This window comes from Bacillus sp. SIMBA_154 (assembly GCF_046536015.1).
In the GTDB taxonomy this organism is placed as follows: domain Bacteria; phylum Bacillota; class Bacilli; order Bacillales; family Bacillaceae; genus Bacillus; species Bacillus pumilus_P.
Genome location: NZ_JAWJBV010000017.1, coordinates 52,458 through 76,996 on the forward strand (window position 1 = coordinate 52,458; position 24,539 = coordinate 76,996).

The window sequence follows — 24,539 nt, forward strand, 5'->3', positions numbered from 1 at the left end:
AATAGCATTAGCAATATGTTTTAAACCACCATGTCAGCAATATTAGCCAAGTAAACATCAAGCATAGTTTCATGCTTTTTATCCATTTCAGCATTAATAACCATATCTGAAAGATCGTTTGACCCCGTAGCTTTATCAACCTCTAACACCATTCGCATAGTTGGCGCACAGCTATTCTTTAGCCAATTTCTAGACTTCTCATAAAAGTCAGTTTGAGGTTTCGTATAAAGTTGCAACTTCTCAACATCACCTATAAATTTCTCCCAAAATTTACTTGTTTTCCAACTTTCTCGATCAACCATTTCATCTGGATTAACAAAACGGACATAATTTGAAATTACAGCTAACGCTATATAAGTCATGTTTCTATCTTTAATCAAAGCATTAACAGCACTTTTTGCCCTTTCGTTCTTTAATCGAATTTCATACCTGTTCCAATTCTCAACTTCATCATCTGGAATATTATATTTAGCCGCTTGCTCAAATCCTTTCTGATAAAAACACATATAAGCATCGGACTTTTTAGAACCAAAATAGATTGTAGTACCACGATCACTACCATCACTCAAAGCAAAAGAGCCATTATAATCTGAATTTCTGAATCTCGAAACACAATAACCTCTTCGAGCCCTTCCTAAAAGGCGAGGAATAGAAAAATATGTTTTTCTATCATCTAATGCAATATCTAGTCTCGTGAAATTACCATTTCGTTCAAGGCATTCTTGAAAGAAGTCAAACCATGTCTTTTTTCGACATTCCAAGAATGACTCGAACTGTCTGCATCCTTTACCAGACAGTTCTATTAAAATCCCTCTATCATCACCTTCGGCGCTGTAAAAGACTTTAATCATATCCATTTCCCAAGTACCAACGTAACCATAGAAGCCGGTTTGTTTCTCCGTCATAAAATCCCTGTTAATGTGCAGGATATTCTCGATTATGTCATCAACATCATGTGTTTTAAAACTAACCCTTACGTAGTCAACCATTGACACTAAAGGATTTTCAACGTTGTTTGTTTTCATTTTAGTCGATTACTACCCCCCTGTTAGCGTGGGGGGGTTTCATTTTCCCCGTCATTCGCTGCGCTCACTCCTCCTAAGTCACTTCGGGCGCTTTCGCTGTCGCTTGCGGCTGTCGCCGCCTGCGCGCCCTGCGCTCCTTCCTTAGCAAGTCGGATTTCTTCAATAAAATCATAACCTTTTGGTATCAAAGGGCTATAAAATTCCATAATATTGTCCGACCCTGCATAGGCATAGCCTCTTCCTTTAATATCTTTAGTTACAAATGCTTTATCTGTGTCACCGAAAAGCATCCCATAACCTGTATCAAACATCTTTCCTAAAGATATTCGGAAATTGAACTGATCTCTTATTCCGTCAGCGAAATACTTCGCATCTGGACGTTGCGCTCCTGCAACGAGAAAAAAGCCCGCCTGTCTTCCAAGCATGACTATTTGCTTAATATCTTGAATCGCTTTATCACGCTCCTTAAAATCTAGCATATCCATAAAAGCCACGTACTCATCAAATATGATAAAAACAGGCTTAAATCCATAGTAAGCATAGTTTTCCCCAGTTCTATAATTCGGATGACTTTTCATATCCTCCATTCTCTGCATCATATCCTGAACAGAATTTTTCAAAGTCATCATAATACCGCCTTTTCGAGAAAACACCTTCCGTTCAAAAATTCCTTCTAAATCAGCTAAATCGGCATTTTTAGGGTCTAATATACGGACATCCGCACCAAAAGCAACAAAAGACTTTACAAGGGTAAGAATGAAGTATGTTTTCCCCCCACCTGTGCCACCACTAATAAGCATGTGCGGTAACGAATCAAAATCCCATTTAATATGTTTCATTAGTGTCATAGAACCTTTTTCAACGACCGCTTCATCGATTGATATGCGGTTTCTTCCTGCATCAAATAGCAACTTATAGGTGTAATAACCTTCTTCCATATCAGTTGAGACCAAATCACAAAATAACCCATTTTCAAATTCCTTGTTTAATTCCATAAATCTTTGTTGAAAGCGACTCATATCCATAGCAATTTTGATAATAATATAATGATTATCCTTGACCCTATAATAAAACCTAGGAAAATAGGAGATTTTTTGAACCATCCTATCAGTCACCTTACTCTTTACGTTTTTTGTCTCATAGAATTTATTAGAAAATATCATTCGTGCTATTTTCTGCCTATGATAAATTTTTTTGTAGTTATGATGAAAGATGAAATACCACACAAAAATTAAAGCCGCAGGTACTATGAGAGACACCAATAAACTCTTAATAATTAACGGCTTATTAAAGGTGAAGTTTTGAAATGTAGCCTCTAAACCCTTATCATATATAATCCAAAGATGATCTTTCCAAAAGAGTATCATGAGCAACAAAAAAACAGGCACACTTATTAATGCACCTGTTTTCACCACGTTATTTTTATGTCTAGGACGAATCTTTGTCCCTTTATACTTCCATAGTTTAGAAATGGTCATCCACCCCTAACACTATTACTTTTTGTCATTCGTTGCTGGGGCTGTTGGTGTTACTTTTGTAGAATTAGTATTAGAGCCTTTGATTCGAATATCTTCGGCAAGAATAGTCCAAACGAGAGTACCAAACCGACCACCATTGTCCACCCTTGCTTCAATAATAGGGTTTACCAGTTCTACATCTTGCATAAAGTCAAATTCCTTTAATTCAACATTAGAAGGTAAGACAACTTCAACGGGACCACCTTGACAACTAGCAGCAAGATTATAAGTTCTGCTTTCTAACTCGTCAGTTCTTTTTTGATTGACTTGATCATAAACAAATTTTTCGCGTTTAAATCCTAAGAATTTGCAATCTCCAAAAGTTTCTTCTTTGTTTGGTACAATAAATTTCAATTCCATTATATGTTCTCCTTTGATTCGTGTTCATCACGTTTTTTATTAGTTTATTAAAAAATAAAATCGCTCCGACACTGTCATCATGGCGCTTATCAGTCGCTCACAGCATAGCCAGTCATGGCAACCTAGTAGACCATTTATGATCATCAAGCTGCTTACAGCTATTTCGCACGCTTCTTCTAGCCTGCTACAGTATTTGAAACATGATTACTGTTAATCGTCAAATACTCACGCATGACTTTTCAAACAAGAAGCCTTATAATAAAAGTGTCTATGTTTTATCTAAGGCGTTCTTGATGAATATCAAGGCGCTTTTTTTGTCTGTATGTATTTTTCAAAGAACTTCATTCCTTTTTAAAGAAATACTCCACCCACATATGGGCCATTCAAAAGAATAACTTTTGGTTTAGCACCAAATATGACTGGTGATTCATCTACAAGAGGTGTCCTAAAATATTGCACTGGCTTCCCCTCTGAATCATAAAACGTTTGTCTAAACCATTGATCAAATTCCTCATATTCTTCGTGCAGCGACTCATCAATCTTTTTTTGAATTACTGCTGCTAGAGCAAATGTAATTGGATCTTTTTCATTTTCAAACCTTTTTAAGGATTGATTGAAAAATTCTAAAAGGCTCAATTACTTCACAACCTCTCTTTTATCTCTCACGCTTTATAGTGGTGTAAACTCACACTATTCATTTAGCGAGAAGAGAAGAAATTTCTTGCATCCCGACATTATAATGTTTTTTGATTCTGCGAAACGACATCCCTTTTAGTAACAACTTTTCAATTACTTCTCGTGTCAGTGGCTGTGATAAATAATGGTCTATGTACACATTATTTAGTGCCATCTTCATTCTTGCTGACCAGTTACCTTCTAAATTTTTAGCGATTAAAACAGCTTTACTCATAAATTTGTGAGTATCTTGTAAATTCATGTTTATCACCCAGTCTTTACTTGCTCATTATAGAAATAGGCCTTTTCAAAGATAGCTTTATTTACTCTACCTCTAATTACTTTATAACCCTTCTCCTGCATTTCACAATTTAATTCCCTAATGATTTCATAAGATTTAGATTGCCTAACTCCAAGAATCTTCTGAACATCTTTCGCAGTTAAAAAGTCTTTCAAAGAAATCACCTCCTTGTTAACACTCTCGAAAGTTAACTTTACGTGTATTAATTATATTATACATCTCCTTTAAGGGTAATTCAACCCCTTATTTTAACTTTACGTGTATTAATTTGATGATTTATGGAAATAACATTATTATATAACTCCTTAAAGAAGATTTTATTACCTCAACAACATCACCTAAAAGTGTATTTCACAGTCATTAATTTTACTTTTAGGAGAATTTTGTGACATTTTTTAAAAACGTTGCTAATATTAAAATATAAAATCAACTTTTCGTGAAATGGATGATTAAAATGACATTAGGAAAAAAGTTAAAAGAAGCTAGAGAAAAAGCCGGATACACTCAAAAAGAAGCAGCTCAAAAAATAAACACTACTAACAATAACTTATCTAACTATGAAAGAGATTATCGAGACCCAGATACAGAAACTTTAAGAAAACTTAGTGAACTCTACAATGTTTCAACAGACTACTTATTAAGTAAAGAAGAAAAAAAAGAAACTAAGGAGGATACACTCAGTAGAACAATAAATAAAGCCATCCAAGAATTAAAAGATGAAAATACACTTCTTTTTATGAAAGAAGGCGAAATAGACGAAGAAACTGCCCTTTTAATTAAAAAAGCTTTAAAAAATGGAATCAAATTAGTAGATGATCTAAAAAAGAAAGAGTGATTTTTATTTATACTACGAAGAACATAAAACACAAAGCGGAGTCAGTTATTGAAAGTTTTAAAACAAATGATATTTATGAAATCTGCAAGAAATTAAAAATCATTATCACAAAGAGTAACTTGGGGAGGGTGAGAGGTTTTCTACAATTTTATGAAGAAGAAAATCATTATTTAATCCATGTCAATGAGAAATTTAATTACGAAAAACTTGTCATAGCACATGAGCTAGGGCATTTTTTTCTACACAAAAATGTTAACACATTTAAACTAGCAAATTGTTCTAGTGTTTTAGAAAACAAATTAGAACATCAAGCAGATGTTTTTGCTTCGGAAATCCTTTTAACAGATGAAATGTTAACTAATGCTTTACCCGAAATCGAAAACATGACACACATACAAATAGCTTCATTCTTTCAACTCCCATTGTTCGTTATCGAGTATAAAGTCGAACAACTAAGACTTTTATCACGCACAAGAGAATATTCAATACCTAGACATTTTTACCAATACGCTTAAGGAGAATGGAATGCCAATAAAAAGACTAGAAAACGGAAAGTATCGAGTTGATATAAGTATAGGACATGACCCAATAACAGGTAAAAGGCGAAGAAAAACAAAAATAGCCACAACAAAAAAAGAAGCTGAAAAAATATATTATTCTCTAAAGGAAGAATACAATACAAAATCAGTAGCAAGTGAACGAAACCTTAGTTTTTCCCAAATCAAAGATATTTTTCTTGATAATTGCAGACTTCACAATAAGCCAAACTATTATGCTATCCAGGAATACACTATTAATAAACATATATTCCCCACTTTTGAAAATTGCAATTTCAAAAAAATAACACACACAGACATCAAAAATTTTCAAAAGAATTTAATTAATACAGGCTTAGACCCTAAAACAATTAATAATGTTCTGATCATTCTTAAAAAAATTTTTGAAACAGCTATCTTAGAGAAAGTCATAACAACAAATCCTTGTATCAATGTAAAGAATCTTTCCCTTTTCAAAAAACAAATGAAATTTTGGACACCCGAACAATTTAAATTGTTCATTCAATTAATAGATACCGAAGAAGAATTTATATTTAAAGCATTTTATACTACTAGCTACTTAACTGGTATGCGTTGTGGTGAAATGCTCGCCTTAAATTGGGATGATTTAGATAAATCAAGAAAGGAAATAAATGTATACAAATCATTATCCTTTATTAAAGGTGAATACAAAATAACAACACCAAAAACGAAAAATTCTATTCGTCGAATAAGTATCAATTCAAAATTAATCGAATTATTATTCCAATGGAAAGAAAAACAAAGAGAAATATTTAACAAATTAAACATTATACATTCTGACCAAACTTTTATGTTCGGTTATAGAGAACTACCACCTTCAAAAGACAGGTTTAGCAGAGGTATTAAAAGAATCTGTTCCAGAAGTTCCCTTGAAGCTATAAGATTGCACGATTTAAGACATTCCCACGTAGCTTTACTTATACACAAAGGTGAAGATTACACAACCATAAAAGAAAGACTTGGACATGCTTCTATAAAAACAACAATTGATGTTTACGGACACCTTTTCCCGAACAAACAAAGAGAAACTGCTGACCGTTTAGATGACTTACTTTAAGTAATAGGAGTATTTGTGGAGTAAAATATTTTAAAAAGATTAAAACAAAAAATACCAAGGGCGCTTAAACCCTTGGTATCATTGATGCGGCCGAGAGGACTTGAACCTCCACGGGTTATTCACCCACTAGGCCCTCAACCTAGCGCGTCTGCCATTCCGCCACGACCGCGTGTATGATGTGCTCATATATCAATAAGTGCACTGTTTGAAAAAAACAATGCGGGTGAAGGGACTTGAACCCCCACGTCATAAAGACACTAGATCCTAAGTCTAGCGCGTCTGCCAATTCCGCCACACCCGCATGAAAATGGTGAGCCATGAAGGACTCGAACCTTCGACCCTCTGATTAAAAGTCAGATGCTCTACCAACTGAGCTAATGGCTCATCTGCTATGCAGAAAAACAAATATAAAAAATGGCTGGGCTAGCTGGATTCGAACCAACGCATGACGGAGTCAAAGTCCGTTGCCTTACCGCTTGGCTATAGCCCAACGAATCAATCAATTAAACAAAACATGACCCGTACGGGATTCGAACCCGTGTTACCGCCGTGAAAGGGCGGTGTCTTAACCGCTTGACCAACGGGCCAGATAAATGGCGGAGAAGGAGGGATTTGAACCCTCGCGCCGCTTGCGCGACCTACACCCTTAGCAGGGGCGCCTCTTCAGCCACTTGAGTACTTCTCCATTTTGGCTCCGCAGGTAGGACTCGAACCTACGACCGATCGGTTAACAGCCGATAGCTCTACCACTGAGCTACTGCGGAATAATAAGACATGTTTCATTATATCTATGCCAGAAAAATGTGTCAAGAATTTTTAGCGTTTCATTCCTACCCCATTTGCGACGGCTTTTATAATTTAACATATACTAATATAACAGTCAAGCCTTATTCCATGCCATTTGTTTAACTTGGCAGAAAGGCCCCGACCTCTTAACGTAGACCAAGGGCCTTGATGCAACCTTCTTCAGGAGATTAAGACAGCTTAAACTTTCGCATCCACTTATAAAAGGTACTTCTTGGCACCCCTGCTAACCTCGCTGCTTCTGACACATGACCTTTCGTTTTATGAAGTGCTTCTATCACTGTTTGCTTTTGAATGCGCTCTCTAAACGTAAGTTCTTTTGGAATCTCAGTACACTCTGCTGGATGCAGCTTCTGCTTTTTCTGATCAATCGCCTCTAATACTGAAGCATATTGCGATTCACCAATCCAACCGCCTTTAGGAAAGAGGACCCTTATATGTTCAAACAGATTAAAAAGCTCTCGTATGTTTCCTGGCCAATGATACTCCTGCAATTTCTGAAAAAATGATTCAGGAAATACCGCATTCCATTGGTGCTTCTTTTGGTAATAACGATATAAATCATGGATGTCTTCTTTTCTTTCTCTAAGTGGCGGGATGTTGATTGGGTAGACATGAAGACGATAATACAAGTCTTCTCGTATTTTTCCTTCCTTCAGCAGTTCGTTCATATTTCGGTGTGTCGCTGTAATAATTCTAATATCCAAAGGGATTTCATGTGTCCCGCCGAGCGGTACGACTTTCCTTTCTTCTATCACCCTAAGTAGCGCTACTTGCATCGCATATGGGATTTCGCCAATTTCGTCTAAAAAGAGTGTTCCTTTATGAGCTTGTTCAAATTTTCCTTTTGCTCCATGACGTTTTGCCCCTGTAAAAGCCCCTTCAGCATAGCCAAATAATTCGCTTTCTAACAGGCTTTCAGGAATGGCTCCACAATTAACAGCAATAAACGGCCCTCTATGCCTTTCACTGGCTGAGTGAATGGCTCTAGCGGCCAGTTCTTTCCCTGTACCTGTTTCTCCCCAAATATATACATTAGCATCTGTTTGTGCCGCTCTCTTCATCTCGATGAGCGTCTGTTGAAACACCTTACTTGTTCCGGATTCCCCGGGAAATTGAGCAAAAGAAACGGTTATGTTGCTTTTCGCTGCTTCTTCAAGGGAAAGAGAAATGCCTAGCATCTTTCCATCTTGCTCTGATTGAATGATCTGCTTTCCCCGGATAACAAATGGATGACCCTTAAGCCGCTCGACATCCATTCCGTACCAGTCTGAAAATCGTTCTCTAATCGACCTGCTTGCAGAAACAATTTGCTTTTTTTCATTACAGACAACATACGGTTCCTCCGCTTCCACCTGCTGGAGACAATGAGTGATGAGCTCCATCTCTCTCCTTTTTTGCTGGACTTGAATTTCTCTCTCTATGGCATAAGCAACCGTTGAAGCCATTCCAAGCATAAAAGGGTGCTTGTTATCCGCCATACAGGAGATATCAATCACCCCTATGATCGTACCGTCTACATCACGAATAGGGGCGGCTGAACAACTCCAATGATGAGAGGCGATAGAAAAATGCTCAGTTCCGTTGATCATCACAGCTTCTCCGATGACGAGTGCCGTTCCGATCGCGTTTGTCCCTACATCTGTTTCAGTCCAGCGCGCACCCTCCATAAAATTAATTTTTCTCGCTTCCACCATCGTCCTTTGGCTTCCTGTCAGACTTAGCACATAACCGTCTGCATCGATGAGTAAGGCCAGCATGTCAGATTCTTTTAATTGCTGACTGATTTTATTTAAGTAAGGAAGAGCGGTATTGAGGAATAATGAATATTTCTTTTTTTGGGCACTGAATAATTCCTTTTCTAAGAACGACTGTCCTTTATCTAAATACGGATTAACATTTGCCTGTTTACACCTGTGCCATGATTCCATCACTCTTTTATCCAGACGAGACTTATCAAGCAAACCTTCACGAACAAAACGTTTCCACGTATTTAAATAACAAGGTGTCGGATTCATTCCATCCTCTCCTCTGGGGGCTTTTTATTCATTATAGATAAATATAAAAGCGCTTTCAATTAACATTGGCTAACCCAAGAAGTCAATCGGATAGAAAAAGAGTCTTTTTCAGCAGTGCATCGCTCGTCCCGTTGTTTGCAGCAAGGCTTCGTGTATCGCCTCTGAAAGTGTCGGATGTGCCGCAATAAACTGCTCTAATGTATCAGCAGTCATCTCTGTATGCATCATCAACGCCGCTTGTCCAATCAGTTCTGTTGCATTCGGTCCGATGATTGATACACCTAAAATTTCTTGAAATTGCGGTTCTACAATGACCTTTACTCGACCGGCTGGTTGATTTAAAATTAACGCTTTTCCATTTGCAGAAAATGCACATGTCCCTATCCGAATATCCCCATATTGTTTTCTAGCACTCTCTTCATTTAAGCCAACACTGGCGATTTCTGGAGAGGTGTAGATGCATCTTGGAATCACTTGTTCATTGACCTTTACATGTTCACCTGATGCATGGGATGCCGCAATCGTGCCTTCATGAAAAGCAACGTGAGCAAGCTGTACTCCTCCTGTGACATCGCCGCACGCATATATATGCGGGAGATTGGTTTGCATATGCTCATTGACATTGATCCCGTTCCTGTCATATTCAATGCCAATCTGATCAAGATTCAACTCTCCAAGCCGCGGCTTTCTGCCAATTGCCACTAAGCAAAGATCAGACTGGATTTCACACCGCTCACCATGTTTTCTCTCAATCACCACTTTCCTTGAGGTTGAATCAAGCTGCTTGACTGCAGCCGATGTCAAAATGTCCACACCTGCTTCTTCAAGTTGATCGTGAAGACATTGTGCAATAACGTCATCTTCTTCAGGTAAAATGTGTACGGACTGTTCAATCATAACAACCTTTGTCCCCATTCTGCTAAAGATACTTGCAAACTCACACCCGATCACCCCACCACCAATGATACAAAGCGAATCTGGTATCGAAGGGAGCGACATTGCATCCTTGCTGTCAATCAACCATTTCCCATCAAATGGCGCAAAAGGTAAGGCAGCAGGCTCTGCCCCTGATGCAATAATGATTTGTTTTGCTTGAATGATTTTAGACGCCCCTTCACTTTCAATCAACATCTCATGTGCAGAAAGAAATGATGCCTTCCCATTTATCACCTTGATTTTATTTTTATTCATCAAATAGCGAACGCCATCTGTCAGTTGCTTGACGACTGACTGTTTCCGTTTTTGAACGGAATCCCATTGGATGATGGGCTTTTCCCCTGGAAGTTCAATTCCAAAATGCGCAGCTGACTTCACACCCTCGTACATATCGGCGCTTTGCAAAAGCGATTTGGTTGGAATACATCCTTCATTGAGACAGGTTCCTCCCAACTGTCCTTGATCAATTAACACAATCTCTCTTCCAAAACGAGCGGCTGTCATTGCCGCCACATATCCTGCAGGTCCGCCGCCTATAATAACTAGTGTCATCGTATTTCCCTTCTTCCTATAAAAGAATGGATACTGGTTTTTCTAAATATGCTTTTACAGATGATAAAAATGCGGATGCTGGTGCCCCGTCCAGCACGCGGTGGTCAAACGTCAGACTGAGTGGAAGGATATGGGCTTTGCACAATTCATCACCTTGATAAACAGGGGTTTCATACATTGTGCCGATGCCTAGGATACCTGCTTCCGGCGGATTCAAAATCGGAGTGAAATGCTCTACACCATAGGCACCAAGGTTGGTGATCGTAAAGGTAGAGCCTTCGATTTCTTCGTGAAGAAGTTTGCCTTCACGTGCTTTTTTGCCATACAATTTGATGTTTTTCGCTAGCTCAATGAGCGATAGTCGCTCCGCATGTCGAATAACCGGCACAGCCAAGCCGTTTTCTAAAGCAGCAGCTATCCCAAGATGAACATACTCAAAAGTTTCCACTCTTTCATTTTGATATTGACTGTTCATCGCAGGGTGTTCTAGTAATGAAAGGATCGCTGCTTTGGCTACAAAATCGGTCATGGTCAATTTTGTATCGTGACGGGCTATGGCTGTTTCGTTCAACTGAGGTTGTAATATTGTCAGTTTTGTCACGTCCGCTTTCATCGTAATTGTGAGTTGTGCACTTGTTTGCAGACTTTTCATCATCCGTGAGGCAATTGTTTTTCGCATCATGTTGACAGGTTGATGGTCTGTCTTATTGTTTTGTATTTGTTTCTCTTTCTGATCAGGAAGTGCCTGAAGCACATCGGCTTTTGTAATTCTCCCGTCTGGTCCGGTTCCCACCAGCGTGTCAATGTCCAGATTTGCATTGTTAGCCATTTTACGAGCAACAGGGGAGATTTTCTTTCTCTCTTTCTTTGGTTTTGTCGGCAAGCCTCTTTCTTCTTTCTTTTCTTCAACCTGTTCATTTCCATCACCGATATAGCAAATGACCGTGCCAGGAGGGACACCTTCTCCCTCAGGCACTTTGATTTCCAATACGGTGCCTTCAGCAGGTGATTCGATCTCCATCTCAATTTTTTCAGAATTGATGCTTGCAATGCTTTCCCCTTTGTTTACGCTCTCTCCGACTTGCTTATTCCATACAGATACAGTGCCTTCTTTCATCGACATGCCCAATTTCGGCATCACAACCTCGACAGCCATCTTTCTCTCTCCTTTCTTTAGTTCAATATCTTGTCTTGATTCTCACCAATCATTTCTAATACGGTGCTCACAACCTTATCAGGTGTCGGCAAATAGATATCTTCAAGAGGTGGTGAAAACGGAACCGGTGTATGAGGAGCCGTCACTTTTTTGATTGGAGCATCGAGTAAATCAAATCCTTTATCAGCAACCAAAGAAGAAATATCTGCGGCAATTCCGCACCTTGGATTTGCTTCATCCACAATGACAAGCCGATTTGTTTTTTCTACCGAAGCCAGAATAGCCTCTTCATCAAGTGGCGACAAGCTTCTCGGATCAATGACCTCAGCCTCAATTCCTTGCATAGCTAACTGTTCTGCCGCTTCGAGTGCTGTATGAACTTGTTTGCCTACTGCAAAGATGGTCACGTCTGATCCTTCTCTCTTCACATCTGCTTTGCCAATCGGCAGTGTGTAATACCTCTCTGGAACGTCTCCTGTGATATTGTACAGCGTCTTGTCTTCGAAAAAGATGACAGGGTCCTGGTCCTCAATTGATGCCAGTAGTAAACCTTTGGCATCGTATGGCGAGGAAGGCACAACCACTTTCAATCCAGGAATGCTCGTAAATAGCGCATACAAACTTTGAGAATGCTGAGCCGCTGCTCTAAAACCCGCCCCATGTGTTGTTCTAATGGTGACGGGCACCTCCGCTTTTCCGCCAAACATGTATCGGAATTTCGCCCCTTGATTCAGCACTTGGTCCAGACAGGTGCCGATAAAATCATTAAACATGAGTTCCGCAATGGGTCTTAGCCCTGTTGAAGCAGCTGCCATGGCAGCACCGACATAGCCAGCTTCACTAATCGGCGTGTCAAGGACTCGCTCACGTCCAAACTCCTGAACGATTCCTTTTGTGACACCGAGAACACCGCCCCATGCTTCATCATCCTGCAAGTGATCCACATGAGCGCCTCCTGCAACATCTTCCCCCATTAAAATGACATCCTCATCTCTTCTCATCGCAAGTTTGATCGCTTCGTTCAATGCACTAGACATGCTGATTTCTCTTGTCATTTTCCTTTCCCCTTTCTGATTTATTGATACGAAACATACACATCGGTCAATAATTCAGTATGATCTGGATATTTACTTTCTTCACTGAATCTAACGGCTTCATCTATCGCTTCCGCTACAGCCGCTTCAATACTTGATATTTCTGTATTCGTAAGCAGCTGCTTCTTTAATAATTCATTTTTAAAAAGAGCGATGGCATCTTTCTCTTCTTGGTGTTCTGTTCTTTCCGTATTTATTTTGTAACGCTGAGCATCTCCTTCAAAATGACCATAATTCCGATATGTCATGCATTCAATCAATGTCGGACCTTCTCCATTTTTTGCTCGTTCAATTGCTTGTTCTGCGGCTTGATAAACTGCCATCACATCTTTTCCGTCTACTTGAATCCCAGGAATGTCATAACCGGCGGCTCGATCCACGATTGATTTGCAGCTTGAAGCATAGGAAAATGGTGTCGCTTCCCCATAGCCATTGTTTTCTGCGATGAAAATGACAGGCAATTTCCAGATGGCTGCGAGATTGATACCTTCGTGAAATGTTCCTTGATTGTTTGCCCCATCTCCAAAAAAGCAAACGCTTACATTTTTTGTCTTCTTATATTTAGCTGTTAGGGCTGCTCCACAAGCCAGCGGAAATCCACCTCCAACAATTCCATTGGCACCAAGCATTCCTTTATCAAAATCTGCGATGTGCATTGACCCTCCCTTTCCTTTACACAAACCTGTGGCTTTCCCATAAATTTCTGCCATCATTCCTTTTAGATCACAGCCTTTAGCTATACAATGCCCGTGGCCACGGTGTGTACTTGTGATGGTGTCTTTTTCATTCAGGTGGGCACAGGCTCCTACAGCGACAGCTTCTTCCCCAGCATAAAGGTGGACAAAGCCTGGCAGGATTCCTTTTGTAAAAAGTGTGTGTACTCGATCTTCAAACTGGCGGATTTCCAGCATTTTTTGATACATCCATACCGCTTTTTCTTTTGTCAATGCGACTTCCATGTTGTTAAACCTCCTATCTTTTTTGCTTGCACTTATATACAAGCAAAAAACGTGCCAACATCACGACATGTTGAAACATAGGCTTTAGACAATTCAAGCCGTAAAAAAAGAGACAAAATGAGACATGTATCTCTTTTTGTCTCAATATGTTTACTTTCTCTCCTGCATATCAGACGATGTTCCATTTTCATTGGACATAAAAAAGCATCCCTCTAGGAATGCTCCAGATTGTTGACAAAGGGCTGAAATGACCTTTATTTTAGCCCTTTGTCTTCTTTTTTTCAGCGTGATAGAAAACCTTTGCAGTCTAGGAAGGACGAGTACCGGAGCGGAGTGAATGTGACATTCGTGAGCACCGGCACGCAGGACTGACAACGAATGCGAGGGTTTGTCTACACGCTGAAGCATCCCTCTAGGAATGCTTTTCACACTGAATCTATCGTACGGTGCCAAGCCAATTTTCCTTTGCAGACGCCGCAGACATAGCGAGAGGTATCAAATCGTCTTTTTCTGATAAAATGCTTGCCGCATCCTGTACAAACGTAGTCATGGCGTTTCTGCGCACCTCGCCTGTTTTGCACAGCCCTTAACGGTGTACAAAAGCGCGGGGCTCCTACCTGTTTCAATAACTCTTTAAACTCGCGATCACGATGCTGATAGCCCTTCCCTTCGAGATGGAGGTGATAGTGACATAACTCATGCTTGATGATACCGATCAATTCATCTCTTCCATGCTCCTCTAAATATCGGCGATTCAATTCAATATCATGTGTACCAAGTAAATATCTCCCGCCTGTTGTTTTTAAGCGGTCATTAAAAACAGCCTTGTGGCGAAATTCCTTACCAAAGAACTGCTGAGAAATGTGCTCTGTTAACTGTTGTAATTGCGGCTGGTTCAAACAAGATCGTTCCTTTCTATAAAAACCTCGAACAGGACAATTTCCCCTTTGCATACATTGAAGGTACATCCACTGTTTCGATCAAAGGAGGAATGGGCGATGCCCAACTGGCTGAAAAATCAGATGCAGAAAGCATTTTATGAAAAAAATCATTACCAAATCAAATTGCTGAATCAATGCTGGTACTTCTATAGAAAAAAACATTCAGTCACATCAAGGCACACCCCATCCTAAGGTGCGCCTCGTTTTTTGTTTACTCTGGTTTCAGCATGGAGAGGGCAACGCGGCCTTTTGCCTGGTCAACAGAGTCTACCCACACGGTCACAATGTCACCGACTGACACAACATCAAGCGGATGCTTCACAAAACGATTGCTTAGCTTTGAAATATGGACAAGTCCATCCTGTTTCACACCAATATCGACGAATGCGCCGAAGTCGACGACGTTTCTCACCGTTCCTTGAAGCTCCATTCCTAGCTTCAAGTCCTCCAATTTCAATACATCTGTTTTTAATAGCGGTTTTGGTACTTCATCCCGCGGATCACGCTCAGGTCTTGTCAGCTGATCGATGATATCCTGAAGTGTAATTGGACCAATTTCAAGCTGCTCCGCTGCTTCATCCAGCTTCACCTCAGCGATTTTCTCTTTTAATTGTTCTGTTCCAAGATCGTCTGGCGTCATCTTGATCATGCGTAAGAACTGTTTTGTTTCTTTATAGCTTTCAGGGTGAATGCCTGTACGATCAAGTGGATCTTGTCCGTCTGCGATGCGCAGGAAGCCGATACACTGCTCATACGTCTTGGCACCAAGTCTTGGGATATTCTTCAGTTCTTTTCTGCTTGTGAATCTCCCAATCTCTTCGCGGCGCTTGACGATATTCCCTGCGACGGCTTTTGAAAGGCCCGACACATACTGCAGCAGCGCCTGTGAGGCTGTATTGACGTTCACACCGACTTGGTTCACGACCGTCTCCACAACGAAGGTTAGCGAGCTGTTCAATTGCTTTTGACTCACATCGTGCTGGTATTGGCCCACCCCGACAGATTTCGGATCAATTTTCACGAGCTCTGCTAAAGGATCCTGTAATCTTCTCGCGATTGAAATGGCACTTCTTTCTTCCACTTGCAGGTCTGGAAACTCTTCTCTCGCTAGTGCAGACGCGGAGTAAACACTTGCCCCTGCTTCATTCACGATCAAATATGACACCGGCTGATCCAACTCTTGAATCAGGTCTGCGATGAATTGTTCTGTCTCTCTTGAGGCTGTTCCGTTTCCAATTGCAATGACTTCAATGTTTGATGATTGAATGATCTCTTTTACTTTTTGTTTGGCTTCCGCTTTTTTCTGGACGGGTGGATGCGGGTAAATGACCCCAATATGGTGAACTTTCCCCGTATCATCAACGACCGCTAATTTACAGCCTGTACGAAATGCGGGGTCCACTCCTAGTACACGTTTCCCCTTCATCGGCGGCTGAAGCAGCAGTTTTCTTAAGTTTTCAGCGAAAATATGGATGGCTTGCTCTTCTGCTTTTTCTGTCAGCTCTTTTCGTATTTCACGTTCAATCGAAGGCTGAATGAGGCGTTTGTAAGCATCGTCAATAGCCGCTTCAATATACGGTCTCGCCGTCGTTTGCTTGCCCTTTATGACTTGTTTGTCGAGATAGAAACGAATATTTTCAGTAGGTGGTTCGATGGCTGCTTTCAAAATGCCTTCTTTTTCTCCTCGGTTGACCGCAAGTACACGATGGGGCACAATCTTTTTGATCGGCTCTTGATAATCGTAATACATTTCATAAACGTTTTTCTCATCGCTTTCAACGTCTTTTCCTGATGTGACAAGACTCCCCTTTTGGTACGTTTCACTGCGAATCCATTTTCGCATATCAGGGTCATCTGCCAGCTGTTCAGCAATAATATGCTGAGCGCCTTCAAGTGCTTCTTCTACACTTGTCACTTCTTTTTCTTCGCTCATAAAGGCAGAAGCCTGCTTTTGGATATGATCATTCGGCAGCTTGAGCAAATATTCTGCCAGCGGCTCCAGCCCTTTTGCCTTTGCCACACTTGCCTTTGTTTTACGCTTTTGTTTGAATGGTCTATATAAATCTTCGACCTCTTGCAGCTTATGAGCCTGTTCGATTTTCTGTTTTAATTCATCAGTCAGTTTGTCTTGTTCAGAAATTAAGCGAATGACTTCTTCTTTTCGGGTAGTGACATTTTGGATATATGTATAGCGCTCAGAGATGGTTTGAATTTGCACCTCGTCCAGTGAGCCTGTCTGCTCTTTCCGGTAACGAGCAATAAATGGGACGGTGTTGCCATCCTCTAATAGCTGGATCACACTTTCAATTTGTTTCGTTGAAAGCTTTAATTCTGTTGCAATTTGTTTCAATAAAACGTCAGATGTCTTCATACTTTGCATCCTCTCACTGTGTCTTCTCTTTTAGTGTATCAAAAAAACCGGCAAAACAGAAAAAAGGTCAGCTATTTTCACATGAGCTGACCAAGTACATAGGTGAGATCGTCCTTTTTGTCTTGTGTGTATGTTTCAAGTTGCGTTGCAATATCTGCAACTGAATGGCTATGCTTTAAACACATTCGCATGTTTGGCACATTCAGGCCGTCTGAATACATAATGAATGTCGATCCTTTTTCGTAGGAATAGGTGTATGTTTTATATTTCCTAGGTTTCCCTGATAAGTATCCTGATGTCGGAAGCGGATAAATATAGTCGCCAGAAGGTGCATTCAAGATGAACCGGATATTACCAACCGAACAATAGGTAAATTGCTGCTGGGAAAAATTCACCTTTAATATGCCAACCGTGGCCCCACGTTTATTTTTCATGGCCTGATTGCATCTGTCTATGAGGGTCGTCACATCCTCATGTCCATATTCTTCGACAATTTCACTAACTAAAGAAGATGATTCATTGGCGAACTGGCCGCTGCCTAATCCGTCTGCTACAGCACAAATTAGTTCTTCATCATCTGCTTTAATAAAAAAACTGTCCCCGCAGCATGATTTCCCTTCTTTATTCGATTGATAGATAATGGCGTTCACATGCTCATGCTGTTCGATCTGCTTCATTACCCTAGCTCCATAGACGCATCTTCTGATAATGCATCTCGTAGCTTTTTAACTGCCTTCCGCTGCAGTCTCGATACATGCATTTGGGATATGCAGAGTAAATCGCCTGTTTCTTTCTGACTCTTATTTTGCAAATAAGTGAGATTGATAATTTCTTTTTCTCGATCCGTCAGAACATGAAGCACACTCTCAAGCATCATTTTTTGGTTTACACGTTCGTAGCCCTCTTCCTGTGAGCCGACGACGTCTAAAATGGTGACGGTGCTTCCTTCAGAATCAGCCTCTACGCCTTGGTCTACAGACAGCGCTTGATAGCTTTTGCCCATCTCCATTGTTTCAAGTACTTCTTCTTCTGTCACATCTAGATATTCTGCAATCTCTTGTACTTTAGGTGACTTCTGCGTCTCCGTTGTCAGATGATCAACTGCCATCTTGATTCTTGGTCCGAGCTCTTTAATCCGCCTTGGTACATGGACACTCCATGTCTTATCACGTAAAAAGCGTTTGATTTCCCCGATAATGGTTGGAATCGCAAAGGCTTCAAATGATTTACCGACAAGCGGGTCATAACGCTTGATTGCGCCGAGTAAACCAATCATTCCAACTTGTCTTAGATCCTCATGAAAGCTTTTGCCTTTGGAATATTTTTTCGCCAGCATATCGACCAGGTTTGTATAGCATTCAACAAGCGTGAGCTGCGCCTGCTCGTCTTGATTGTTTTGATAGCTTTGGATGAGGCGATCCACTTCATCTTTAGTTAGTTTCATAGTTTTGGATGGTTGTGTCATGGTCAACTCGCTCCCTGTTTAAAAACTTTGTCATTGCCACAGTAACTCCGGAGTTTGCTTGCACCTCGACTTCATCCATTAATGTTTGCATCAAATATAAACCAAGACCTCCTTCTGCCAATTGATCCACCGTATGAGCAGATGTATAAGGCCCTAGTCCTTCCTGCTTTTGCTTAAAGTCAAAGCTACCGCCTTTGTCAGCGACAATGATTTCTAGACGATCCTCATAGACAAGAAAGCGAACTGCTACCTCTCCATTTTCCCCATGATCACCTTTGTAGGCATGCTGAACTGCATTTGTACAGGCCTCACTGACGGCAATTTTTAAGTCCTCAATCTCTTCATAGGCATAACCCATTCGACTTGCTACGCCTGAAAGAGTCAGACGAATGATGCCTACGTATTCTGGTTTCGCCGGGATTTTCATCTCGATTAGATCTACTAATTCGTTCATTGTACCCCACCCTCTGTTTTTGCAGAAATGTCAATGATGTCCTTTAATCCAGTAATTTCAAACAACCTCACAAGCCGATCCGACAAGTTCTCAAGCTTTAATGTTCCACCTGCTTTTTGAGCCGCTTTAAACAGCCCCACAAATACACCTAAACCTGTGCTATCCATATAAGAAACATCCTTTAGACAGATTTCTAGATGCTCTCCTTGCTCTGCTTTAGGCATAAGCGTTTCTCTTAGCTCAGGAGCGGAGTACACATCAATTTCTCCGCTGACACTAATTTTCGTTTTATGATCTATTTGATGCTCTTTTACAGACATATTCATTATGCATTCACCTCGAAATTCTTGTTTCCTTGAATTTTATATACCCGCGTATTCACTTTCTAAACCTTTCTTTTCAGGACAAGTAATGTAAAGTCATCATGCAGCTGAAAATCTTGCAGTTTGAGTAAGCTGGCATAGATGGCATCCACCATTTCCTGAGCCGAGTAAGATAGGTGCTCTGATATGAGCGCTTTGATATCCTCCCGCTCTAAGAAACCGTCCTCTGCCTTAGATTCTGTTACACCATCGGAGAATAAAATGACCATATCTCCAATATCCAAATGCTTCTCATACTGCCTGTAATCAAAGTCTGGTGCGATTCCAAGGACAAGCCCTTTCGCATCTAAATCGTAAAATTGGTTCTCTTTTCTGCAATAGAAAAAGCCCGGCTCATGACCAGCCGATGCGTATTTAAATTCATGTGTTTCTGTATTATAGCTGCCATAGAACATCGTGATAAACATGCTTGGGTCTACGTTTTGTTCGACAACACGATTAAGGGTTTTCAGCACCTTCGTTGGGCCGCTCCCTGACTCCGGCAAGGAATCCATCGCATACTTAATCATCGACATACAGAGCGCAGCCGGGATGCCTTTCCCAATCACATCTGCGATCGCGATATTGATTGTATGGTGATCAGTGACAAAGTGAAAATAATCTCCACTCATCTGTTTTGCCGGCACACTAATGGCCCCAATATCAAAGGTGTCACCTTCTGGTATTTTCGTTTCCAGAAGGGTTTGCTGAACATTTGCAGCAATTTCAATCTCCGATTTAATTTCTTGCTGGATGCCTCTGAGTGTTAAATGTTCCTGGTAGGCAAGTCCGTACCCAATCATGACTTCAATTAAGAAGTCTAGTGAATGAAAGACATCTTCCGGCAAATCAGGGTATAGCTCCTGAATTACTTTTCGGTGAACACTCACTATTTCTTCAGGAGGTATTTGATGCTCAATGGTTTTTCGGCTGAATTTTTGAGCTTGATAAAGCGATGTTTCAGTTAGATCACTGATATAACGACTGAGCAGCTGATGATACCGCTGCTCCATTACCTCCTTAAAATCCATGGTTTCCCTCCTAGCGAAGCCACTTGACAGCTTGTATCTCCGTTCCTTCTTCTGGTGTAGAATCTAATTTAAAATCATCCATCAGTCTTCTCACTCCCGGAAGACCTGCTCCGAGTCCGCCTGATGTAGAAAATCCGTCTTCCATCACTTTGCGTATATCCATGATACCAGGCCCCTCATCGGCTGCGATGACTTTAAGTCCACGCTTTCCACGCTCCATCACTTCTTCTATACAAATCTGACCTTTACCAGCGTATAAATAGATGTTTCGAGCTAATTCTGAAATGGCCGTCGTAATTCTTGCTTGGTCAACTGTTCCAAAGCCCAGTTCTTTTGCAACATTTCGTCCCAGTTGTCTTGCCGCGACTATGTCCCATTCCGTCAAAATTTTCACACAGGATTGGTCTTTCATATCTATTCCCCCAATTCCCGCTTCAATGTCTCAAGCCCTTGTTCAAGATCTAATGCAGTCTGAATTTCTTCCAGTGATATACCAAGTTCAATGAGTGTCACAGCGACTGCCGGCTGTATTCCTGTTAATACAACTTTTGCCCCCATGAGCTTTGACATCGTGATGACATCGCCTAATACTTTTGCGATAAATGAATCAATCATATCAACAGATGTTAGGTCAATGACAACGCCGTTCGCTCCTGTTTCATGAATTTTATTGAGTAAATCTTCTTGAAAATGAAGAGCCGTTTGGTCATCAAGCTCCCATTGTATAGAAATAAGAAGACAATTATATAATTTTAAGATTGGAATCTTCGGGTGATTTCTCACTGGGTTATCCCTCCAATGAAACAATTTTTCGATTTGTCATTTCTAAAGCAGTTTGAATTCCTTTTTGAAGGGTATTCTTTGTTGTAACTTGAGATAAATCAATTCCAAGAGTGACGATGGTTTGGGCGATTTCTGGACGAATACCGACCAATAAGCATTTTGCACCTACTAATCTCACAGCCTCTGACGCTTGAATGATATGGTGTGCCACCATTGTATCAACGACAGGTACACCGGTAATGTCGATTAAGACCACCTGTGATCGATGTTTCACGACGCCATTTAACAGATTCTCCATGATCTTCTTCGCGCGATCTGTATCAATTGTTCCTACAAGAGGCATGACAGTGATGTGCTCAAACACTGGAATCAGCGGAGCAGATAGTTCCTGTAACGCAATTTTTTGAAGGTTGACGGTTTTCTCCCATGAGATGGAGTAGTGATTCAATATTTCGTTATGAACAGGTGAAATGAACCGATCAATTTCCCAGATGAGCTCATTACTTCCTTGTTCAGTATTTTTGTCACTGTTCATTTTTTGATATAAGTGTGAACGGATTTCCGTTAGCCCTTTTGCCAGTAATTTAAGTGATACACCCATTTGTACAATTTTCAAAGCAAAAGATTGCACTTTTTCTTCAAAATCCTCAGCATTCGCCTCTGAAAGGGATGCCAGAATAAGCTGGACATATTCGGAACAAATCGTTTCATACATTTTATCGTTTAGCATCATGTCCGTTTCTTCTTCTCCGAGTCGTTTGAAGATGTCAGTCCATTCTTTTTCTAATTCCTTTTGGTGTGCTCTCGCAAAAGCTAACACGATATGATTCGACATAATTTACCCCCTACGTACATAAAAAGCAATAACTTTCATTCTCTCTCCATTATAGCCTTAATAAAAAATGAACACAAAAAAAAGTTGCTCACAGGAGAGCAACCAAGTATCACCATATTAAAAATCAATAAGAGCCAAACTAACTTGTAAGGCTTCATCAACCTTCTCCATCATCTCATCATCAAGATGTGTGATTTTATCTGTCAATCTTTGTTTATCGATCGTACGAATCTGCTCTAAAAGAATGACAGAATCTCGTTCAAAGCCGTAGCGCTTTGCATTAATTTCGACGTGAGTCGGTAATTTCGCTTTTTGTATTTGGGCTGTTATGGCTGCAACGATAGCAGTCGGGCTGAAGCGATTTCCAATGTCATTTTGAATCACCAATACCGGGCGAACCCCGCCCTGCTCGGAGCCAACAACAGGAGATAAATCAGCAAAGTAAACATCACCGCGTTTAACAATCAAATGTTTAACCCCCGCTGACTAATCGCTCAACTGTATTCTCAGCCTCAAATTCTGCATATTGTGCCTCTGAAGAGATATTCAGATTAATTTTCGCCATCTCCATGTAGCCGCGTCTCATCGATTCACGATTTTGTCGAATATTACGTTCACGAATATACGTTTTTGTCGCTCGGTAGATCAATTCATTTCTTGTTACCTTATCCTGCTCTGCTACTCGTTCGATTTCAGACATCAAAGCCTCGGGCAGTCGAATCTTCATTTCGTTTGTTGCGCTGGATTCAGACAAAAAACATACACCTCCACAAAACTTACGGATACCGTTTCGATCCATTCCAAGACTAATCATACCATTATTCAATGCACAAGCAAAGCTGTTTTCATGATTTCTTATTAGAACATGAAGCGGTCGGCCACCCGTAATTCAAAATGATAATGGAGTCCCTCTTTCCCATTATACGCTTTTTTTCGAAAATCATACGGTATTTCCAAAATCTCTAAAAAAGGGAGGATATTTATTCCTTCTCTGTAGAATAAAAGAGAACGATGTCGGTTTGGACATCGTTCCCCTAATAGCTACTTATAAAAAGCTTGGCCCGCCTTGAAGCAGCGGATTACGCACATGAACCCTTTTGCCGTCCTCTATATATACTCTTGGGACCCGGTGGCCAATCGAGCAAGTGACTTCATAGTTAATGGTTTCAAGCCTTTTGGCAATTTCATCGACTGATACCTTTTCTTCGCCTTGTGAACCAATCAAAACGACTGGTTCGCCTGCTGAAATGTTCTCTTTCAATTCAACCATGAATTGATCCATACATACCCTTCCAGCAATCTTCCGGCGCTTTCCGCCAACGAGCACTTCCGTTCCTGCCAGCTTCCTGATCCAGCCGTCTGCATAGCCAATCGGAACCGTGCCAATCCATGTATCTTGATTGGCTGTATAGGTCGCTCCGTAGCTGACACTCTCACCCTTTTGAATAAGCTTCACATGCGCTAGCTTTGTATGAAGAGACATGGCTTCTTCCAGCTTGAAAGGCAATTCATCTTTGATTTCCTCTGACGGTGACAGCCCGTACATACTGATGCCGAAACGGACCATATTAAACAATACTTCTTTAAACCTTAGACCTGCTGCACTGTTGGCGCAATGAACGAGCAGTTTGTCCGTATGAAGCGGCTGAAGCAATGTTTGAAAGGTGTCCATCTGCATATCAAAGTAGTCCTCATCCTTTTCATCTGCTGTCGCAAAGTGAGTAAATACACCTTCCAGCTGTAAATAAGAATGATCGCAGGCAAGCTCTTTCACTTCGCTCACTTGCGCTAAGGTTTTAACACCTAAACGATTCATTCCGCTGTCAATTTTCAAATGAAAACGAATGGGTTGTCCAATCTGTCCTTTCACTACTTTGATTACATCTCTCAGCCACTCGATTGAGTAAGCAGTCATGATGACGTTGTATCTCACGGCGACTTTGACATACTCTGGCGGTACTGCGCCGAGTACAAGAATCGGTGCTTTGATGCCTTTATTTCTTAAAGAAATGGCCTCATCCAAAAAGGCAACGGCTAACAAGTCTGCTCCTGCTTTGAGTGCGGCTCTTGCCACTTCTATATCTCCATGTCCATACGCATTGGCTTTTACAACAGCCATTAATTGAACTTTTTGACCAATATGATCTTTCATATGTGAAACATTATGCTTGATTGCTGTTAAATCAATTTCTGCCCATGTGTCTCTATAAAAGGCATTTGTGTCCATCAGTCACACTTCCCTATTGAATGATTCAATACTTCATTATGATACTAAAAATCAAGAATAATGTGAAACAAATCAAGAATAATGTGAAACAAATCAAAGAAAATCAGCCCTTGCATAGGGCTGATGCAGCTTGTAGACAAAGTCTACAAGCTTTTTTGTATAATAAGGGTAATAACACGACTCTGTGGGGGATGAACATGTTA

At 40.6% G+C, this 24,539-nt stretch carries 27 protein-coding genes, 7 tRNA genes and 1 pseudogene; 4 read left to right on the plus strand and 31 right to left on the minus strand.

The window, feature by feature from the left end; all coding sequences use genetic code 11:
• Nucleotides 1-20: 20 nt before the first annotated feature.
• The 6 genes and pseudogenes from R0K30_RS17950 to xis form a co-directional block, all read right to left on the minus strand.
• A pseudogene (locus tag R0K30_RS17950) lies at nt 21-1,080 on the minus strand (replication initiation factor domain-containing protein).
• Entirely contained in the window at nt 1,049-2,503 is a 1,455-nt protein-coding gene (locus R0K30_RS17955; RefSeq protein ID WP_410612079.1) for an FtsK/SpoIIIE domain-containing protein, read from the minus strand. Before R0K30_RS17955 ends, R0K30_RS17950 begins: the two are co-directional and overlap by 32 nt.
• A gap of 15 nt (nt 2,504-2,518) precedes the next feature.
• Nucleotides 2,519-2,902: a DUF961 family protein gene (locus R0K30_RS17960; RefSeq protein ID WP_410612081.1), complete on the minus strand. Its 384-nt coding sequence runs from the start codon at nt 2,900-2,902 to the stop codon at nt 2,519-2,521.
• Between the two features lie 351 nt (nt 2,903-3,253).
• Nucleotides 3,254-3,538 (minus strand): hypothetical protein, encoded by a 285-nt coding sequence (locus R0K30_RS17965; RefSeq protein ID WP_410612083.1) that lies wholly within the window; start codon nt 3,536-3,538, stop codon nt 3,254-3,256.
• Nucleotides 3,539-3,596: 58 nt separating this feature from the next.
• Nucleotides 3,597-3,839: a hypothetical protein gene (locus R0K30_RS17970; protein WP_410612085.1), complete on the minus strand. Its 243-nt coding sequence runs from the start codon at nt 3,837-3,839 to the stop codon at nt 3,597-3,599.
• 5 nt (nt 3,840-3,844) lie between these two features.
• Entirely contained in the window at nt 3,845-4,033 is a 189-nt protein-coding gene (xis, locus tag R0K30_RS17975) for an ICEBs1 excisionase (protein ID WP_410612087.1), read from the minus strand.
• A 299-nt stretch (nt 4,034-4,332) separates the two neighbouring features.
• Here xis and R0K30_RS17980 point away from each other — a divergent pair, with 299 nt between their 5' ends.
• From R0K30_RS17980 to R0K30_RS17990, 3 genes are read left to right on the plus strand one after another with little or no spacing between them, the layout of a single operon-like run.
• Nucleotides 4,333-4,713, plus strand: a complete 381-nt coding sequence (locus tag R0K30_RS17980; protein ID WP_341026853.1) for a helix-turn-helix domain-containing protein — start codon at nt 4,333-4,335, stop codon at nt 4,711-4,713.
• Nucleotides 4,710-5,228, plus strand: a complete 519-nt coding sequence (locus tag R0K30_RS17985; protein WP_410612089.1) for an ImmA/IrrE family metallo-endopeptidase — start codon at nt 4,710-4,712, stop codon at nt 5,226-5,228. The genes R0K30_RS17980 and R0K30_RS17985 overlap by 4 nt, the downstream gene beginning before the upstream one ends.
• Before the next feature lie 10 nt (nt 5,229-5,238).
• Entirely contained in the window at nt 5,239-6,348 is a 1,110-nt protein-coding gene (locus R0K30_RS17990; protein WP_410612091.1) for a tyrosine-type recombinase/integrase, read from the plus strand.
• A gap of 85 nt (nt 6,349-6,433) precedes the next feature.
• On the opposite strand, the gene R0K30_RS17995 is transcribed toward R0K30_RS17990, so the two are convergent.
• From R0K30_RS17995 to R0K30_RS18055, 13 genes are all read right to left on the minus strand, one after another.
• Nucleotides 6,434-6,517: transfer RNA gene (locus R0K30_RS17995), tRNA-Leu, on the minus strand.
• Between the two features lie 49 nt (nt 6,518-6,566).
• Nucleotides 6,567-6,649 (minus strand) — tRNA-Leu (locus R0K30_RS18000).
• Nucleotides 6,650-6,656: 7 nt separating this feature from the next.
• Nucleotides 6,657-6,732 (minus strand) — tRNA-Lys (locus tag R0K30_RS18005).
• A 31-nt stretch (nt 6,733-6,763) separates the two neighbouring features.
• Nucleotides 6,764-6,838 (minus strand) — tRNA-Gln (locus tag R0K30_RS18010).
• A 25-nt stretch (nt 6,839-6,863) separates the two neighbouring features.
• Nucleotides 6,864-6,935, minus strand: a tRNA-Glu gene (locus R0K30_RS18015).
• A 7-nt stretch (nt 6,936-6,942) separates the two neighbouring features.
• Nucleotides 6,943-7,033 (minus strand) — tRNA-Ser (locus R0K30_RS18020).
• A 4-nt stretch (nt 7,034-7,037) separates the two neighbouring features.
• Nucleotides 7,038-7,112: transfer RNA gene (locus R0K30_RS18025), tRNA-Asn, on the minus strand.
• Nucleotides 7,113-7,322: 210 nt separating this feature from the next.
• On the minus strand, nt 7,323-9,170 hold the full coding sequence (locus R0K30_RS18030; RefSeq protein ID WP_410612093.1) for a sigma-54-dependent Fis family transcriptional regulator: 1,848 nt from the start codon (nt 9,168-9,170) through the stop codon (nt 7,323-7,325).
• Between the two features lie 108 nt (nt 9,171-9,278).
• Nucleotides 9,279-10,658: a dihydrolipoyl dehydrogenase gene (gene lpdA, locus R0K30_RS18035; protein WP_410612095.1), complete on the minus strand. Its 1,380-nt coding sequence runs from the start codon at nt 10,656-10,658 to the stop codon at nt 9,279-9,281.
• Nucleotides 10,659-10,674: 16 nt separating this feature from the next.
• Nucleotides 10,675-11,814 (minus strand): dihydrolipoamide acetyltransferase family protein, encoded by a 1,140-nt coding sequence (locus R0K30_RS18040; RefSeq protein ID WP_230031327.1) that lies wholly within the window; start codon nt 11,812-11,814, stop codon nt 10,675-10,677.
• A 17-nt stretch (nt 11,815-11,831) separates the two neighbouring features.
• Nucleotides 11,832-12,869: an alpha-ketoacid dehydrogenase subunit beta gene (locus R0K30_RS18045; protein WP_099728405.1), complete on the minus strand. Its 1,038-nt coding sequence runs from the start codon at nt 12,867-12,869 to the stop codon at nt 11,832-11,834.
• 20 nt (nt 12,870-12,889) lie between these two features.
• Entirely contained in the window at nt 12,890-13,867 is a 978-nt protein-coding gene (locus R0K30_RS18050) for a thiamine pyrophosphate-dependent dehydrogenase E1 component subunit alpha (RefSeq protein ID WP_099728406.1), read from the minus strand.
• Between the two features lie 425 nt (nt 13,868-14,292).
• Nucleotides 14,293-14,766: a SprT family protein gene (locus R0K30_RS18055; protein WP_410612099.1), complete on the minus strand. Its 474-nt coding sequence runs from the start codon at nt 14,764-14,766 to the stop codon at nt 14,293-14,295.
• A 99-nt stretch (nt 14,767-14,865) separates the two neighbouring features.
• On the opposite strand from R0K30_RS18055, the gene cmpA reads away from it, so the two are divergent.
• On the plus strand, nt 14,866-15,000 hold the full coding sequence (gene cmpA, locus R0K30_RS18060) for a cortex morphogenetic protein CmpA (protein ID WP_008346893.1): 135 nt from the start codon (nt 14,866-14,868) through the stop codon (nt 14,998-15,000).
• 19 nt (nt 15,001-15,019) lie between these two features.
• On the opposite strand, the gene R0K30_RS18065 is transcribed toward cmpA, so the two are convergent.
• The 12 genes from R0K30_RS18065 to alr form a co-directional block, all read right to left on the minus strand.
• A complete protein-coding gene (locus R0K30_RS18065) occupies nt 15,020-17,179 on the minus strand; it encodes a Tex family protein (protein WP_410612101.1) in 2,160 nt (719 codons plus the stop codon).
• Between the two features lie 77 nt (nt 17,180-17,256).
• The gene (locus R0K30_RS18070) at nt 17,257-17,856 is read right to left on the minus strand and encodes a PP2C family serine/threonine-protein phosphatase (protein ID WP_099728410.1); all 600 of its coding nucleotides are present in this window, start codon (nt 17,854-17,856) and stop codon (nt 17,257-17,259) included.
• Nucleotides 17,856-18,644: an RNA polymerase sigma factor SigB gene (sigB, locus tag R0K30_RS18075; RefSeq protein ID WP_410612104.1), complete on the minus strand. Its 789-nt coding sequence runs from the start codon at nt 18,642-18,644 to the stop codon at nt 17,856-17,858. Before sigB ends, R0K30_RS18070 begins: the two co-directional genes overlap by 1 nt.
• Nucleotides 18,610-19,098, minus strand: coding sequence for an anti-sigma B factor RsbW (gene rsbW, locus R0K30_RS18080; RefSeq protein ID WP_230031324.1), 489 nt, complete (start codon nt 19,096-19,098; stop codon nt 18,610-18,612). Before rsbW ends, sigB begins: the two co-directional genes overlap by 35 nt.
• Nucleotides 19,095-19,424 (minus strand): anti-sigma factor antagonist, encoded by a 330-nt coding sequence (locus tag R0K30_RS18085; RefSeq protein ID WP_099728413.1) that lies wholly within the window; start codon nt 19,422-19,424, stop codon nt 19,095-19,097. Before R0K30_RS18085 ends, rsbW begins: the two co-directional genes overlap by 4 nt.
• A gap of 59 nt (nt 19,425-19,483) precedes the next feature.
• Nucleotides 19,484-20,491 (minus strand): PP2C family protein-serine/threonine phosphatase, encoded by a 1,008-nt coding sequence (locus tag R0K30_RS18090; protein ID WP_230031323.1) that lies wholly within the window; start codon nt 20,489-20,491, stop codon nt 19,484-19,486.
• 10 nt (nt 20,492-20,501) lie between these two features.
• Nucleotides 20,502-20,903, minus strand: a complete 402-nt coding sequence (locus tag R0K30_RS18095) for an anti-sigma regulatory factor (RefSeq protein WP_099728415.1) — start codon at nt 20,901-20,903, stop codon at nt 20,502-20,504.
• Nucleotides 20,904-20,905: 2 nt separating this feature from the next.
• On the minus strand, nt 20,906-21,274 hold the full coding sequence (gene rsbS, locus R0K30_RS18100; RefSeq protein WP_003214235.1) for an RsbT antagonist protein RsbS: 369 nt from the start codon (nt 21,272-21,274) through the stop codon (nt 20,906-20,908).
• 4 nt (nt 21,275-21,278) lie between these two features.
• Nucleotides 21,279-22,109, minus strand: coding sequence for an RsbT co-antagonist protein RsbRA (locus tag R0K30_RS18105; protein ID WP_099728416.1), 831 nt, complete (start codon nt 22,107-22,109; stop codon nt 21,279-21,281).
• A gap of 117 nt (nt 22,110-22,226) precedes the next feature.
• Nucleotides 22,227-22,577 carry a type II toxin-antitoxin system endoribonuclease NdoA gene (gene ndoA, locus R0K30_RS18110; protein WP_003214169.1) on the minus strand — a complete coding sequence of 117 codons (351 nt, stop codon included), beginning with the start codon at nt 22,575-22,577 and terminating at the stop codon, nt 22,227-22,229.
• Between the two features lie 4 nt (nt 22,578-22,581).
• Nucleotides 22,582-22,863 carry a hypothetical protein gene (locus tag R0K30_RS18115; protein ID WP_003214273.1) on the minus strand — a complete coding sequence of 94 codons (282 nt, stop codon included), beginning with the start codon at nt 22,861-22,863 and terminating at the stop codon, nt 22,582-22,584.
• A gap of 291 nt (nt 22,864-23,154) precedes the next feature.
• A complete protein-coding gene (alr, locus tag R0K30_RS18120) occupies nt 23,155-24,336 on the minus strand; it encodes an alanine racemase (protein WP_099728417.1) in 1,182 nt (393 codons plus the stop codon).
• Between the last annotated feature and the right edge of the window lie 203 nt (nt 24,337-24,539).

What these genes read in the sequence shown, in the direction of transcription:
- rsbW (WP_230031324.1), bottom strand. Translation starts at nt 19,098, where the DNA reads ATGAACGAATTAGTAGATCTAATCGAGATGAAAATCCCGGCGAAACCA.
- R0K30_RS18030 (WP_410612093.1), bottom strand. Translation starts at nt 9,170, where the DNA reads ATGAATCCGACACCTTGTTATTTAAATACGTGGAAACGTTTTGTTCGT.
- R0K30_RS18090 (WP_230031323.1), bottom strand. Translation starts at nt 20,491, where the DNA reads ATGGATTTTAAGGAGGTAATGGAGCAGCGGTATCATCAGCTGCTCAGT.
- cmpA (WP_008346893.1), top strand. Translation starts at nt 14,866, where the DNA reads ATGCCCAACTGGCTGAAAAATCAGATGCAGAAAGCATTTTATGAAAAA.
- R0K30_RS18050 (WP_099728406.1), bottom strand. Translation starts at nt 13,867, where the DNA reads ATGGAAGTCGCATTGACAAAAGAAAAAGCGGTATGGATGTATCAAAAA.
- alr (WP_099728417.1), bottom strand. Translation starts at nt 24,336, where the DNA reads ATGGACACAAATGCCTTTTATAGAGACACATGGGCAGAAATTGATTTA.
- R0K30_RS18070 (WP_099728410.1), bottom strand. Translation starts at nt 17,856, where the DNA reads ATGAAGCAGATCGAACAGCATGAGCATGTGAACGCCATTATCTATCAA.
- R0K30_RS18040 (WP_230031327.1), bottom strand. Translation starts at nt 11,814, where the DNA reads ATGGCTGTCGAGGTTGTGATGCCGAAATTGGGCATGTCGATGAAAGAA.
- R0K30_RS18105 (WP_099728416.1), bottom strand. Translation starts at nt 22,109, where the DNA reads ATGTCGAATCATATCGTGTTAGCTTTTGCGAGAGCACACCAAAAGGAA.
- R0K30_RS17960 (WP_410612081.1), bottom strand. Translation starts at nt 2,902, where the DNA reads ATGGAATTGAAATTTATTGTACCAAACAAAGAAGAAACTTTTGGAGAT.
- sigB (WP_410612104.1), bottom strand. Translation starts at nt 18,644, where the DNA reads ATGACACAACCATCCAAAACTATGAAACTAACTAAAGATGAAGTGGAT.
- R0K30_RS18045 (WP_099728405.1), bottom strand. Translation starts at nt 12,869, where the DNA reads ATGACAAGAGAAATCAGCATGTCTAGTGCATTGAACGAAGCGATCAAA.
- R0K30_RS17970 (WP_410612085.1), bottom strand. Translation starts at nt 3,839, where the DNA reads ATGAATTTACAAGATACTCACAAATTTATGAGTAAAGCTGTTTTAATC.
- R0K30_RS18065 (WP_410612101.1), bottom strand. Translation starts at nt 17,179, where the DNA reads ATGAAGACATCTGACGTTTTATTGAAACAAATTGCAACAGAATTAAAG.
- lpdA (WP_410612095.1), bottom strand. Translation starts at nt 10,658, where the DNA reads ATGACACTAGTTATTATAGGCGGCGGACCTGCAGGATATGTGGCGGCA.
- R0K30_RS17980 (WP_341026853.1), top strand. Translation starts at nt 4,333, where the DNA reads ATGACATTAGGAAAAAAGTTAAAAGAAGCTAGAGAAAAAGCCGGATAC.
- R0K30_RS17990 (WP_410612091.1), top strand. Translation starts at nt 5,239, where the DNA reads ATGCCAATAAAAAGACTAGAAAACGGAAAGTATCGAGTTGATATAAGT.
- R0K30_RS18095 (WP_099728415.1), bottom strand. Translation starts at nt 20,903, where the DNA reads ATGAAAGACCAATCCTGTGTGAAAATTTTGACGGAATGGGACATAGTC.
- R0K30_RS18085 (WP_099728413.1), bottom strand. Translation starts at nt 19,424, where the DNA reads ATGAATATGTCTGTAAAAGAGCATCAAATAGATCATAAAACGAAAATT.
- R0K30_RS17955 (WP_410612079.1), bottom strand. Translation starts at nt 2,503, where the DNA reads ATGACCATTTCTAAACTATGGAAGTATAAAGGGACAAAGATTCGTCCT.